The sequence below is a fragment of the Amycolatopsis sp. NPDC004625 genome (genome assembly GCF_040609695.1).
Taxonomy (GTDB): Bacteria; Actinomycetota; Actinomycetes; order Mycobacteriales; family Pseudonocardiaceae; genus Amycolatopsis.
Genome location: NZ_JBEXKX010000027.1, coordinates 18,041 through 31,710, shown reverse-complemented (window position 1 = coordinate 31,710; position 13,670 = coordinate 18,041). Strand labels below are relative to the sequence as shown.

Here is a 13,670-nt window from a genome sequence, read left to right as displayed (position 1 = left end):
CTACCGGCCGCGAGATCGCCGCGGCGACCGGTTTACGCCCGCCGTGTCCCGACCTACTCCCTACACTGCGGCGCCCCGGAACCTCGCCCGGTACGCCTGCGGGCTCGTGCCCACCACCCGCTTGAACCGCTCCCGGAACGCCGTCGGCGACCCGAACCCCACCTGCGCCGCGATCCGGTCCACCGGCTCCCCCGTCGCCTCCAGCAGGTACTGCGCGCGCCGGACCCGGGCCCGCAGCAGCCACTGCAGCGGGGTCGTTCCCGTCTGCTCGCGGAAGCGGCGGTTCAGCGTCCGCGTGCTCATCCCCACCCGGGCCGCGATGGCCGGGAGCGTCAGCTCGTCCGCGCAGTTCTGCTCCAGCCACGCCAGGACCGGCTCCAGCTCCGATCCGCGCGGGACCGGCGGGGGATCCTGCGCGATGAACTGCGCCTGACCGCCTTCGCGCTCCAGCGGCATCACCGACAGCCGGGCCGCGTCGGCCGCCACCGCCGAACCGTGGTCACGGCGGATCAGGTGGAGGCACAGGTCCAGGCCCGCCGCCGCGCCCGCCGAACTCAGGAACTGGCCGTTGTCCACGTACAGCACGTCCGGGTCCACCTGCACCGCCGGGTGCAGGCGGGCCAGCTCGGCCGCCGCGGCCCAGTGGGTCGTCGCGCGGCGCCCGTCCAGCAGGCCTGTCGCCGCCAGGACGAACGCGCCCGAGCAGATCGACGCGATCCGCGTGCCCCGGGCCGCCGCCGCGCGCAACGCCGTCAGCACCTCGGGTGGCACCGGCGGGTTCGACGAGCGGCCCGGCACCATGATCGTGTCCGCGTCGGCGAGCCCGGCCAGGTCCCACGGCGGCCGCAGCGTGAACGTCCCCGCGTCGACTTCCGGCCGGGCCCCGCAGATCCGGACGTCGTACGCCGGGGCGCCGTCCGGGAGGCGGGTGCGCGAGAAGACTTCGATGGGCGTCGCCAGGTCGAACGGGACGACCCGGTCCAGCGCGAGGACGGCCACGGTGTGCATGCCCCCACGATAGATCGTCCACTATGGACGGAGGCTGCGCAGCATCAGGTTCGCGAAGTGCGCGCCCACCTGCTCCCCCGACAGCTCGCCGTCGGCGTGGTACCACATGCCCAGCCGGTGGATGGCGCCGAAGTGGTAGTTGATCACCAGGTCGGCCGGGACGTCGGCGCGGAAGACGCCGGTCCGCTGGCCCTCGGCGACCAGGTCACGCACCCGCTCGTGGTAGGTGCGCCGCTCGGCCCGCACCTGGACCTGCTTGGACTTCTCCAGCAGCGGGAACGACTGGAAGAACACCGTCGCCGCGTCGAGGTCGGCGATGCTCGTGACGACGACGTCGGCGACGATCGCGTGCAGCCGCTCCGGCAGCGGCAGGTCCGACTCGGCGATCGTCACCATCCGCCGCGTCTGCATCCGCAGCATCGCCACGTAGATCTCGAACAGGAGGTCGTCTTTGGACTCGAAGTAGTGGTAGAGGCCACCCTTGGTGACACCGGCGGCCTCGACGATCTCCCGGACCGTCGTCGCCTCGAAGCCCTTCTCGGCGAACAGGCGCACCGCCGCCCGCACCACCTTCTCCCTGACCGTCATGGCGCCACCCTAGGCGAGCGGACGGGCCGGGCCGCGGGACAGCCCGGCCCCTCCCTCACCTGCCCACCGGGTTCACCTGCTCCGGGGTCGCCCGCTCGCCGGAGTACGGCGTGATCGCCCCGGTGCCGCGGTCGGTGACGGCCGGTGGCTGGATCACCGTCGTCGTGACGTCCGGGTTGATTTTGAACACATACGCGCCGGTATAACCGGAGTGCGACTCCTTCGAGAACCCGAACGGTGTCAGGCCCGGCCCCTTCAGCGCGCCGGAGCTCATCGCGTCGACGACCTTCTGCCGCGTCGGGTCCGGTCCGGCCGCCTTGAGCGCCTGCGCGAACGTGTACGCCTGCACCATGCCGAACAGCACGGTGTTCGTGAACGGCTCCTTCGCGATGTACTTGTCGTGGATGCCCTTGAAGTAGGCGACCCACGGGTCCGACGTCTGGGCCACGTCCGGCAGGTAGCCGGTGCCGATCAGGCCGGCCAGCAGCTGCGCGCTCGACACGCTCGCGCCGCCGCGCTTGGCGAAGTCCTGCAGCAGCCCCGACAGCGTCGCCGGGTCCGCGCCGATGCTGCTGACCACGAACTGCGGGTGGTAGCCGATCTTCGCCGCGGCCAGGATGGCCAGCGCGGTGAACGCCGGGATGCACGCGCAGACGACGACCTCCGCGCCCGCGCCCTTCAGCGCGGACAGCTGGGGCGTGACGTCGGTGTTGGCGCTGTCGTAGCCCTGCCGGACGACGGTCTGGTCCTTGACGAACTGGTCGAGCCCGGCCTGGGTGTCGCGGCCGACGTCGTCGTTCTGCGTGAAGTAGCCGACCTTCTTGCCGGCGAAGTTCTCCTTGACGTACTTGCCCTGGATCTTGCCTTCCCGGGTGTAGTCCACCTGGTACCCGAAGGTCATCGGGTCCTTCTGCGGGTTGTCCCAGGCGAGCGCGCCCGAGGAGACGAGCAGGTCCGGCACGCCTTCGGTGTTCAGGTAGTCGACGACCTTCGAGTGCGTCGGCGTGCCGAGCCCGCCGACGATCGCGAACACCTTGTCCTGCAGGACGAGTTTCTTCACGACTTCGACGGTCTTCGTCGGGTTGTAGCCGTCGTCCTCGACCTTGTAGTCGATCTTCCGGCCGTTGATCCCGCCGCCGTCGTTGATCGCCTGGTACACCGCGCGGGCGCCGACGGAGATCTTGCTGTACCCGGGCGCGGCCGGCCCGGTGAGCGGCTGGTGCGTGCCGATGACGACGGTGTCCTTGGTGACGCCGACGGCCGAGTCGGCCGCCTGCTGCCCGCCGCCGTCGCTCTCCCCGGCGCCCCCGCACGCGCTGAGCGTCAGGGCGACGACGGCGAGACCCGCGCCGATACTGGTCCTTCTCATGGTTCTCCTTGTCACTCGGCGGATCGGCGGAGAAGCCCGCGCAGCCACCGGAAACCGCCCTGGATGCCGCGCGGGAAGGCGAGCACGACGACGATGAGGATCACGCCGTACACCGCGAGCGGGAGGTTGTTGGCCACGTCGGTGTTCAGGTGCAGCACGTCGGCGAGGTCCTCCGACCACGCCTGGAAGTAGACGAGCGCGACCGCGCCCCACAGCGCGCCCCAGAGCGATCCGAGCCCGCCCAGCACCACCGCCGCCAGCAGGCTGAGCGACAGCGCGGGCGTGAACGAGCCGGGGGCGGCGGTGCCGAGCAGGAACGCCTGCAGGCCACCGGCGAGCCCGCCACAGACCGCGCTCACCAGGAACGCGAGGATCTTCGTGCGGCCGACGGGAATCCCGCTCAGCGCGGCGGCGACCTCGTCGTCGCGGACCGCGCGGAAGTCCCGGCCGAGCCGGCCGCGGACGATGTTCACCACCAGCACCAGCGCGAGGAGCACGCTGAGCCAGACGATCCAGGTCTGCCAGCGCAGCTCCGGGACGCCGATCCCGGCCGGTCTGCTGTGGACGGTGAAGCTCAACCCGTTGCTGCCGCCCAGGAAGTCGGGGAACTTCCGGGTCAGCGCGGGCAGCCCGACGGCCAGCGCCAGGGTCGCCCCGGCGAGGTACGGGCCGCGCAGCCGGGCCGCGGCGGCGCCGGCCAGCAGTCCGGCGAGCCCACCCGCGGCCGAGGCCAGCAGCAGGTCGGCCCACAGCGGGAACGCCGGCACGTGTTTCACCAGCAGCGCGACCGTGTAGGCGCCGATGAACATGAAGGCGCCGTGCCCCAGCGAAACCTGGCCGGTGAGGCCGGTCAGCAGGGTCAGCCCGGCCACCGCGACCAGGTAGTAGCCGATCGTCGCGAGCCGCAGGTTGGTGAACTCGTCGGTGACCAGGGTCAGCAGCACGACCACGGCCAACGCCCCGAGCGCGGCCAGCACGTGGACCAGGAAGGGCGGCAGCGCGCGGCCCTTCTTCGCCGGCGTCACCGCGACCTGCGGTGTCCTGGTGCGCACGGTCATACCCGCCTCACCTTGGCCCGGCCGAACAGCCCGCTGGGCCGCAGGGTCAGCACCACCACGAGGATGGCCAGCGCGGCGATCGTCACCATCTCCGGTCCGAAGTAGCCGGACACATAGGACAGTCCGACGCCGAGGACGAACCCGCCGGCGATGGTGCCCAAGGGGTTGTCGAGCCCGCCGAGCACCGCCGCGGTGAGCGCGTAGACGAAGACGCCGTCCAGCACGTTCGGGAACAGGAACGGCGGGGTGGCGAGCAGCCCGGCCAGCGAGCCGACGGCCGCGGCCAGTCCCCAGCCGGCGGTGAGCATCAGCCCGACCCGCACGCCGAGCGTGCGCGCCACTTCGGGGGCGAACGCGGCCGCGCGCATCCGCAGGCCCAGCGGCGTGTACTTGAACAGCACCAGCACCAGCGCGGCGATGGCGAGCACGACCAGGACGACGAACAGGTCGTTGGCGGAGAACCGGCCGCGGAAGTCGAAGGCGTACGGGAAGGCCAGCGGTTCGTTGGACCAGATCATCCCCGCCACCGCCTGCAGCACCAGCAGGAGCCCGAGCGTGACGATGATCGAGCTCAGCTCGGAGCGGTGCCGCAGTGGCCGGATGAGCAGCCGTTCGGTGGCGACGCCCAGCCCGGTCCCGGCGACGATCGCGACGGCGAACCCGAGCCAGTAGCTGCCCGTCGCCTTCGTCACCGAGTACGCGAGGTAGGTCGAGATCAGGGCGAGGGCGGGCTGCGCGAAGTTCACCACCCGGGTGGCCCGGTAGATGATGACCAGGGCGAGCCCGAGCGCCGCGTACACCGCGCCGGCCGAGATCCCGCCGAGGGTCAGGTCGAAGAAGTCCTGCATACCGGACCGTTCACCTCCATGTCGCTCAGAAACCCAGGTAGGCGTGCCGGAGACCGTCGTCGGCCAGCAGTTCGGCCGCGGTGTCGACGGCCACGACCCGGCCGAGCGCGAGGACGTACCCGCGGTCGGCGATGGACAGCGCGGAGTGCGCGTTCTGCTCCACGAGCACGACGGTGAGCCCGGTGGCCGCGCGCAGGTCCCGCAGGATCCCCATGATCCTGGCGGTGATCAGCGGCGCGAGCCCGAGCGACGGTTCGTCGAGCAGCAGCAGCCCGGGCCGGCTCATCAGGGCGCGGCCGATGGCAAGCATCTGCCGTTCGCCGCCCGACAGCGTCGAAGCGGGTTTCGCCGCCCGTTCGTCCAGGGCGGGGAAAAGCTCGTACACCTCCTTGCGCGCGGCCGCGCGGTCGGCGCGGTCACGCCGCCACAGCGCGCCCAGCCGGAGGTTCTCGTCGACGGTCAGTTCGGTGATCACCCCGCCGCCTTCGGGCACGTGCGCGACCCCGCCGCGCGCGATGCGGTCCGGCGCCAGCCCGGTGAGGTCCCGGCCGGCCCAGGTGATCCGGCCGCCGCGGGCGGGCTGCAGGCCGCTGATGGTGCGCAGCAGCGTGGTCTTCCCGGCGCCGTTCGCCCCGAGCACGGCGGTGATCGCGCCGCGCTCGACGGTGACGCCGACGCCGTCGAGGGCCCGGACGGCGCCGTAGGCCACGGACAGGTCTTCGATCTCAAGCACCGGGCGCCTCCTCGGCGGGGTCGCCGAGGTAGGCCTCGGTCACGCGCGGGTCGGCCTGGATCTCGGCCGGGGTGCCCGCCGCGATCACCTCGCCGAAGTTCAGCACCACCACCCGGTCGCAGACCTCCATCACCAGGTCCATGTGGTGCTCGACCAGCACCACCGCCATCTGCCGGCGCAGCGAGAGGATCAGCGTCGAGAGCTCGAGGAGCTCGGCGGCCGAGAGCCCGCTCGCCGGTTCGTCGAGCAGCAGCAGGTCCGGCTCGGCCACCAGCGCCCTGGCGAGCGCCACGCGTTTGCGCACGCCGTAGGGCAGGACCCCGGGCAACCGGTCGGCGAGGTCGGCGATCCCCAGCTCCCCCAGGGCCGCGCGGGCCCGGCCGGTCAGGTCGGCCTCGTCGCGGGCCGACCGGCCGGCACCGGCCAGCGCCGGGAGGACGCCGGTGCGGGCGTGGCGGCTCGCGCCGGCCAGCACGTTTTCGAGCACGGTCAGGCCCGGGAACAGGCCGAGGCCCTGCAGCGTCCGGACGATCCCGAGCCGGGCGAGGTGGTCCGGCCGGTGCCGGACGAGCGGCTGCCCGCGCCAGAGCACCCGGCCCGCCTGCGGCCGGACGAAGCCGCAGATGACGTTGAACAGGGTCGTCTTGCCGGCGCCGTTGGGCCCGATCACCCCGACGACGGTGCCCGCGCCGACGCTCAGGCGGACGTCGTTCAGGGCGGTGAGACCACCGAAGCGCACGGTCAGGCCGTCGGCCACGAGGAGGTCCTCGCCGGGAAGCGTCATCGTCGACCCTCTCACCATGTGGACACCGACGTACCGCGCGGTCGGTATGAAGAGACTGGGGTGCGGCGGCGGTCGTGTCAAGGTGCGAACCACCGAAACCGGACTCACCCCCGGCGGTCCGAAAATTTCACGATGCCCGGCTACCGGGAAAACTTCCCGGCGGCACAACGAAAAGGGCGGGTGCGCGAACTCGCGCACCCGCCCCTCGGCGGCCCGGCCCCGGCTCAGCCGGTGCCGGCCTGCGGGGCGATCATCGAAGAGGCATCGATCTTCGTCTGCACGACGCCCAGCTGCTGCAGCAGGTCCGGGACCCGCTGGATGCGGCGGGCGTCCAGAGTGGACCCGAAGGCCGGCATCACCATCAGGCTGGCGATGTCCTGGTCGACCTTGGCGTTGCGGACGACGAGCGGTTCGATCCGGGACCGGTCCACCGCGGCGCGCGTGGCGTTGACCATCGCGCGCTGGAACGCCTGCACCGTCTTCGGGTGGTCCTGGACCCACTTGGCGGTGGCGCCGTAGCCGGTGAGGGGGAACGCCTGGGTGCTGCCGCTGGCGGCGTCGACGACCGGGTACGCGCCGGCGGTCTTGGCGGCCTGGGTGAGGAACGGTTCGGGCTGGTAGGCCGCGTCGACGCGGCCCTGCGCCAGCGCGGCGCCCATCTCCGGCAGCGGCATCGGGACCCACTGCACCTTGCTCGCGTCGATGCCGTGGTCGTGCATCACCGACCGGGTCAGCACGTCCGACGCCGCGTTCTTCGAGCTGATCGCGATGCGCTTGCCGGTGAGGTCGTTCACGGTCTTGACCGGCGAGTTCGGCACGGTGACGACCTCGTTGCTGCGCGGGCTCGCCGACGTGCCGTCGGCCACCAGCTTGATGTCCGCGGTGCCGTTGTTCTTGGCCAGGAAGAACAGCGGGTAGGTGGACAGCGCGAGGTCGTCCTGGCCGTTCACCATCCGGGTCAGCGTGTCCTGGCCGCTGGTGCCGACGTCGGTCTGCACTTCGAGGCCTTCGGCCTTGAAGTAGCCGCCTTCCTGCGCCAGCCACAGGGTGGCGAGGTCGACGGTGGTGAGGATCGCGACCCGGATCGTGGGCTTTTCGACGGCACCGGCGGCGGTGGAGCCCTTGAGCTGGCTGCACCCGGTCACCAGGACGGCGATCAGGGCGAGCACGGCGAGCCGGCGCGTCGAGGGGCGTTGGGGCATGCCACTCCTCGGGGAGGATTCTGCGGATCACGGAATACGGCTCGTTCGGCCGGGATCAGCCGGACTGTAGATGACGATTTCCCGGGCCGCAATTGCGTTGCCGAGAAATATGGCACGCCGCGTTCACGCGAAAGAGTGACAAGAGGGCGATCAGGTTACCCACTGACAGGGCCGGTTCGACCGAGGGGAACAAACCCACGTTTTTGCACCGGGTTTCGTGATCTCGCCACCGCAGGTGAAACGTGTTACCACCAGGCCCGACCGGCTCCGTGCCGCCGATCGGCGACGGGAAACAAACCCGGCGCCGTCACTCTTCGATAGTCCACACAACCTTGTCGTTCCGATTTTCTTCCGAAGAAAGCGAGCCCGGTTCCGATTCTTGGACAATTCATGGACACTTCGAAGAATTGATCGACAATAGGAAGCCGAACGCCGTCGCCGGGGACGGATGCCCTGCTCGCGGCGGGTTGTCCGACAGGTCCGGACGGGTGAATCCGCGAGCGGCCGATCAGCCCAACCGGCGCTTCTTCCGGTGGTGCTCCGACCCCGCGAGCGATTCCCGCCGCCGCAGGGGAATTCGACGCGGAACAACGGGGTGGCGCACCGGAAATCAGTGCGCGGGCGGCACGAAGCGGCGCAGGCCGGGCGTGGCCGCCCCGACCGCCACCACCGCGGCGATGCACAGGAGACCGCCGCTGACCAGCGCGAACGCCCCGGAGGTGGCCCCGGCGACGAGCCCGCCACGCAGGTTGCCGACGTCCGGCCCGGCCTGCCCGACGATCTGCTCGGCCGCGGCGACCCGGCCCAGCAGCGCGTCCGGGGTGGCCAGCTGGACGAGGGCCCCGCGCGAAACCACCGAGACCGTGTCGGCGGCACCCGCGACGACGAGGCAGGCCAGCGCCGGCCACGCCCCGGGTGCGAGGCCGAACCCGGCGAGCGCGGCCCCCCAGCCGGCCGACCCGGCGAGCATCACCCGGCCCGGCCGCGGCCGGCGTGTGAACGTCCCGGAGAACACCGAGGCCACGACCCCACCGGCCGCGACGGCCGAGAGGAACAGGCCGAGGGTGCGCGGGTCGCCGTCGAAGCGTTCGGCGTTGACCAGCGGGAAGAGGCTGATCGGCATGGACAGGACGGTGGCGGCCAGATCGGTGAGCAGCGCACCCCGCACGACGGGCGTCCGCACGAGGAAGGCGAGGCCGTCGAGCACCCCGCCCAGCCCGGGCCGCGACGGTTCCCCACCCGGCAGCATCTCGGGCAGGCCGACGAGACCGTAGAAGGCCATGCCGAAGGTGAGCGCGTCGACGACGTAGCAGCCGCCGACGCCGAAGCGTCCGAGGACGAGCCCGCCGACCGCGGGGCCGAGCAGCATCGCGCCCTGGAAGGCGATCCGGTTCAGCGCGAGCCCGGCCGGCAGCTGGCCGGGAGGCAGCAGCCGCGGGACGAAGGTGCGCGCAACGGGCCCGCCACCCGCGACGAAGCAGGACTGGGCGGCGACCAGGGCCAGCACCGCGAGCACGGGCACGTTCACGAGGAACCCTTGCACGGCAAGGAGAACCGAGCAGCCGGCCTGCCCGGCGGTGGTGACGAGGGCGAACTTCCGCCGATCGACCCGGTCCACGAGCGAGCCGGCGAAGAGGCCGAAGGCGATGACCGGCACGGCTTGCGCGAGCCCGACGGCACCGGTCCAGACGGTGCTGCGGGTCTGCTCCCAAACCTGGAACATCACGGCGACGAGGGTCATCTGGGCCCCGAAACCGGAGAAGACGCGACCCAGCCAGAGCCGCCGGAAGGGCGGGGAGGTGCGGAGCGGAGCGAGGTCGACGAGGGCGCGGGTCAGCACGGCCGGATCACCCGGCGATTGTAACAGCGCTTATGCATTGCCGCGGCCTGCTGCGCCCCGGCCGGCCTCGGCGGGCGTGGCCGAGGCGCCCTCGGCGATCCGCCCGGCGTTCGAACACCACCGCCGCGGCGAAGGCCCGCCGACGGACGTTGAGATCGGCTGCCGCGCCGGGATGAGCACGCACCCCGCGCCGGCGTGCTCATCCCGCGGCCCGGCACCGCCGGTCGCGCCCCAGGCCCGGACCTACGCCTCCGTCAGCCTCGGCGGCGGCCCGGCCAGTGCCGAGATCAGGTACCCCGCCCGCAGGACCGCGTCCCGCAGCAGCGCCGCGCTGTCCTGGGCCCGTGCCGGGGTGAGCACGAACCCCGCGCTGGTGTGCTCGCCCCAGCCCGTCATCACCTGCGGCTCGCCGAACCCCCGGATCGGGCACGGCAGCGGCGGCGCCACCGGCACGTGCCCGTCGCTGACCAGCAGGCTCACGTCGGCCGGCTCCGCCTTCTCCGGGACCGCGCGCGCCGCGCGGTCCGGCGGGGCCTGGTGCGCCACGACGAGTGCCCGCGGGACCCCCAGTCCCGCGGCCACCCGCCGCTGGGCCAGCCGGTAGGCGACGAGCGCGCCGAGGCCCGCGCCGAACAGCACGTGCGGGCGGGCCAGCGCCCCCGCCAGTTCCGCGGCCAGGGACTCGACCAGCAGCCACATGTCCCGGTACGGGTGCTCTTCCCGGCGCCCGCCCCGGCCGGGCAGCTCGACGACGTGCACCGCGATCCGGGGATCGCGCCAGGCCCGGTAGCGGCCGGCCGCTTCGCCGCCCTCCGGGAAACACACGAACAACAGGCGCTCCGCGTCGTCTCGGTCCACCCCGTGGCCTCCCTTCCCAGCTGTCCACGGCTAGTGTCGATCACGGCACTTCCGTTCCGCTTCGGTCCGCCTTCCGGGGGTATCACGTGCGCTACCGCCTGCTCGGGCCGATCACCGTCCTCGGCGAGAGCGGCCCGGTGCGGCCCGGCGGCCGGAAACAGACGTCCGTGCTGGCCGCGCTGCTGCTCAACCCCAACCGGGTGGTCACCGAAGACCGCCTCATCGACCTCACCTGGGGCGAAGACGCGCCGCCGAGCGTGCGCGGCCGGCTGCAGGTGCACGTCTCCGAACTGCGGAAGCTGCTCGGCCGGGACGTGATCGTGCGGCGCGCGTCCGGCTATCTGATCGAGGTCGCGCCCGGCGACCGCGACCTCGACGTGTTCGAAGCCGAAGTCGCCAAGGCCAGGGCGACGTCCGGGGCGGACGCCGTCGCGCACCTGCGGGCCGCGCTGGCGCTGTGGGAGGGCACGCCGCTCGGCGGGGTGAGCGGCGAACTGGCCGCGCACGAAGGCCCCGCGCTGGCCGAACGCCGGCTCGTCGTGCTGGAGGAGCTGTACGAGCAGGAGCTCGTGGCCGGCCGGCACGGCGAGGTCGTCGGGGAACTGCGGCGGCTCGTCGACGAACACCCGTTCCGCGAACGCCTGCGGGCCGCGCTGATGCTCGCGCTGCACCGCTGCGGCCGGACCCCCGAGGCGCTGGAGACCTACACCCGGGCGCACGAGCTGCTCGTCGACGAACTCGGCATCGAACCCGGCCAGGCCCTGCAGGACCTGCGGATGCGGATCCTGCGCGGCGAGGGCGAACCGGCGCCGCCCGCCGCCGCCGGTCCGCCGCGCCCCGCCGAACTGCCGCTCGACGTCCGCGGGTTCGCCGGCCGCGCCGCGGAGCTGGCCGCGCTCGACGAACCCGGTGATGTCTGGGTGATCACCGGCACCGCGGGCGTCGGCAAGACCGCGCTGGCCGTGCACTGGGCCCACACCGCGCGCACCCGCTACCCCGATGGCCAGCTGTACGTGAACCTGCGCGGCTTCGACGCCGACGACGAGCCGCTCACCTCCGCCGCCGCGCTCGCGCAGCTGCTGCGCACCCTCGGCGTCGACCTGCGGGACGTGCCGCCCGGCGTCGACGACCAGAGCAAGCTCTACCGGTCGCTGCTGGCCGACCGGCAGGCGCTGGTGGTGCTGGACAACGCCCGCGACACCGCGCAGGTGCTGCCGCTGCTGCCGTCCTCGGGCCGGGTGCTGGTGACCAGCCGGCACCGGCTCGACGAGCTGGTCGCCCGCGTCGGCGCGCGGTCGCTCGGGCTGGCGCAGCTGCGCGAGGACGACTCCCGGGCGCTGCTGACCGCCCTGCTCGGCGACCGGACGGCCGCCGAACCGGAGGCCGCCGCCGAACTGGCCCGGCTCTGCGGCCACCACCCGCTGGCCCTGCGGATCGCCGCGGCGAACACCGGCGTCGCCAGTATCGGCGAGCTCGTCGAAGAGCTGCGCGGCGATCCACTGGCGTACCTGGGCTTCGACGGCGAAAGCGCCGTCGCGAAGGCGTTTTCGGTGTCGTACCAGGCGCTGCCGCCCGGCCTGCGGCAGGCGTTCCGGCTGCTGGCGCTGGTGCCGGGCGCCGACTTCACGGCGGTCGACGCGGCGGCGCTGCTGGACGTCCCGGCCGAGGAGGCGACCCGCCGGCTGCGCGGGCTGGCCGCGGCGAACCTCCTCGAGGCGCACGCGCCCCGCCGCTTCCGGTTCCACGACCTGGCCCGCCGGTACGCCGAGCAGTGCGTCCGCGCCGAGGAGGACGAACCCGCGCGCGACCGGGCGTGGGAGCGGCTGTTCACCGGCTACTGCGCGGCCGCGGACGCGGCGGTGGCGCTGCTGGGCGCGCGGATCGTGGCGCTGCCCCGCGAGGACGCACCGTCGGCGCCGAGCCCGGTCGCCTTCGCCGACGCCGCCTCCGCCGTGGCCTGGCTGGACGTCGAGGTGCCGAATCTGTCGGCGGCGCTGCGGCAGGCGGCGACGCGCGGGCCGTACCCGGGCGCCTGGTACCTCGCCGACGCGTTGCGGCGGTTCTTCCACGACCACGGCCGTCGCGCGGAATGGCTCGAGCTGGCCCCGATCGTGCTGCGCGCGGCGCAGGACCACGGCGCGCAGCCCGCGGAAGCGCTGGTGCAGCTGTCGATCGGCGGCGCGTACTTCCGCGAAGGCCAGCACGAAGCCGGCATCCGGCACACGGAGAAGGCGGTCCTGGCGAGCCGGGCGTGCGGCTGGCGGCAGTGCGAGGCGACGGCGGTCGCGAACCTCGGCGCGATGCTGGAGTGGACCGGCCGCCTGTCGGAGGCGGTGGAGCACAGCCGGCGCGCGATCCAGCTGTTCCGCGAGCTGGCCAACCGGTCGGGCGAGGCCCTGGCGCTGAATTCGCTGAGCTGCCACTACCGCCAGCTGGGCCGGCTGGAACAGGCGGAGGACTGCCTGGTCGAGGCGATCGCGCTGGCCCGCAAGGAGGACCTGGCGTTCTGGGAGGCGGCCAACCTCGCCGACCTCGGGTACGTCCTGCTGGCCACGGGACGGCTGGCGAAGGCCGGGGAGGTCCTGGACCAGGCGTTGCAGGCGTTCCGCGAGGTGGGATCCAGCTTCGGCGAGGCGACGGCGCTGAACGTGGTGAGCGCGTTGCAGATCGCCCGCGGCGCCCACGCGGAGGCGGCGGCCACGGCCGAGGCGGCCCTGGAGTGCGTCCGCCGCGACGGCGACCGCCAGGTCGAGGCGGCGGCGCTCATCGCACTGGGCCGGGCCGAGGAGGGCCGGGGCGACCTGGAGGCGGCGGAGCGTGTTTTGCGCGAGGCGAGGTCGCTGACGGCGGAGTCGGGCCTGCGCGGCCAGCTGGCGGAAGCGGCGGCAACACTGGCCCGCGTCCTGGCCGCGGGCGGCCGCGCGGCCGAGGCGGGCGAGCACGCGAGGACGGCCCTCGACGCGGCCCGCGCGGGCGGGTTCCGCGTGGTGGAGGCGGAGGCACTGCTGGGCTTGGCGGCGGTCCAGGCGGCGGCGGGCCGGTCGATGCTGGCGGAGGGAACGGCCCGGGAGTCGGAGGGCCTGTACCGAGCGGTGGGACACGTGACGGGAGAGGCAGTGGCGACGGGGTTCCTGGCGAGGTTGGGCGGCCGCGCCACCGGCTGAACCGGGCCGCCGGGCGCAGCTCACCGGAGTCCCTGGCTGGGTTGGGCGGCCGCGTCGCCGGACACAGCGTCCGCTGGAGTCCCTGGCCACGCAAAGCGGCCGCGCCACCGGCTGAGCAGCGACGCCTCCGGCCCCCGGTATCCAGCTTACCGGCGGCCACCGACAGTTCCGGCGGCCTACCGCGGCTGGTCGTGAGTGGTAAAGCGAGTTAGAACACT

General features: G+C 73.2%; 11 protein-coding genes. 1 reads left to right on the top strand and 10 read right to left on the bottom strand.

Annotated features, from left to right (window positions below):
* Positions 1-60 precede the first annotated feature (60 nt).
* The 10 genes from ABZW17_RS28050 to ABZW17_RS28005 all read right to left on the bottom strand — a co-directional run bounded on the left by ABZW17_RS28050 (position 61) and on the right by ABZW17_RS28005 (position 10,288).
* Positions 61-1,008 carry a helix-turn-helix domain-containing protein gene (locus tag ABZW17_RS28050; RefSeq protein ID WP_354820477.1) on the bottom strand — a complete coding sequence of 316 codons (948 nt, stop codon included), beginning with the start codon at positions 1,006-1,008 and terminating at the stop codon, positions 61-63.
* Between the two features lie 21 nt (positions 1,009-1,029).
* Positions 1,030-1,596, bottom strand: a complete 567-nt coding sequence (locus ABZW17_RS28045) for a TetR/AcrR family transcriptional regulator (RefSeq protein WP_354820474.1) — start codon at positions 1,594-1,596, stop codon at positions 1,030-1,032.
* A 55-nt stretch (positions 1,597-1,651) separates the two neighbouring features.
* Positions 1,652-2,965, bottom strand: a complete 1,314-nt coding sequence (locus tag ABZW17_RS28040) for an ABC transporter substrate-binding protein (RefSeq protein ID WP_354820471.1) — start codon at positions 2,963-2,965, stop codon at positions 1,652-1,654.
* 11 nt (positions 2,966-2,976) lie between these two features.
* Positions 2,977-4,023, bottom strand: a complete 1,047-nt coding sequence (locus ABZW17_RS28035) for a branched-chain amino acid ABC transporter permease (protein ID WP_354820468.1) — start codon at positions 4,021-4,023, stop codon at positions 2,977-2,979.
* Entirely contained in the window at positions 4,020-4,871 is an 852-nt protein-coding gene (locus ABZW17_RS28030) for a branched-chain amino acid ABC transporter permease (protein WP_354820465.1), read from the bottom strand. The genes ABZW17_RS28035 and ABZW17_RS28030 overlap by 4 nt, the downstream gene beginning before the upstream one ends.
* 25 nt (positions 4,872-4,896) lie before the next feature.
* Complete coding sequence (locus ABZW17_RS28025; RefSeq protein WP_354820462.1) at positions 4,897-5,604, bottom strand: ABC transporter ATP-binding protein; 708 nt, start codon at positions 5,602-5,604, stop codon at positions 4,897-4,899.
* Complete coding sequence (locus ABZW17_RS28020; RefSeq protein WP_354820459.1) at positions 5,597-6,388, bottom strand: ABC transporter ATP-binding protein; 792 nt, start codon at positions 6,386-6,388, stop codon at positions 5,597-5,599. Before ABZW17_RS28020 ends, ABZW17_RS28025 begins: the two co-directional genes overlap by 8 nt.
* A gap of 224 nt (positions 6,389-6,612) precedes the next feature.
* On the bottom strand, positions 6,613-7,590 hold the full coding sequence (locus tag ABZW17_RS28015; protein WP_354820456.1) for an ABC transporter substrate-binding protein: 978 nt from the start codon (positions 7,588-7,590) through the stop codon (positions 6,613-6,615).
* 610 nt (positions 7,591-8,200) lie between these two features.
* On the bottom strand, positions 8,201-9,430 hold the full coding sequence (locus ABZW17_RS28010; RefSeq protein WP_354820453.1) for an MFS transporter: 1,230 nt from the start codon (positions 9,428-9,430) through the stop codon (positions 8,201-8,203).
* Positions 9,431-9,673: 243 nt separating this feature from the next.
* Positions 9,674-10,288: a thioesterase domain-containing protein gene (locus ABZW17_RS28005; protein WP_354820450.1), complete on the bottom strand. Its 615-nt coding sequence runs from the start codon at positions 10,286-10,288 to the stop codon at positions 9,674-9,676.
* A gap of 86 nt (positions 10,289-10,374) precedes the next feature.
* Between ABZW17_RS28005 and ABZW17_RS28000 the strand changes: the two genes are divergently transcribed.
* The gene (locus ABZW17_RS28000) at positions 10,375-13,452 is read left to right on the top strand and encodes a BTAD domain-containing putative transcriptional regulator (RefSeq protein WP_354820447.1); all 3,078 of its coding nucleotides are present in this window, start codon (positions 10,375-10,377) and stop codon (positions 13,450-13,452) included.
* Positions 13,453-13,670: the final 218 nt, after the last annotated feature.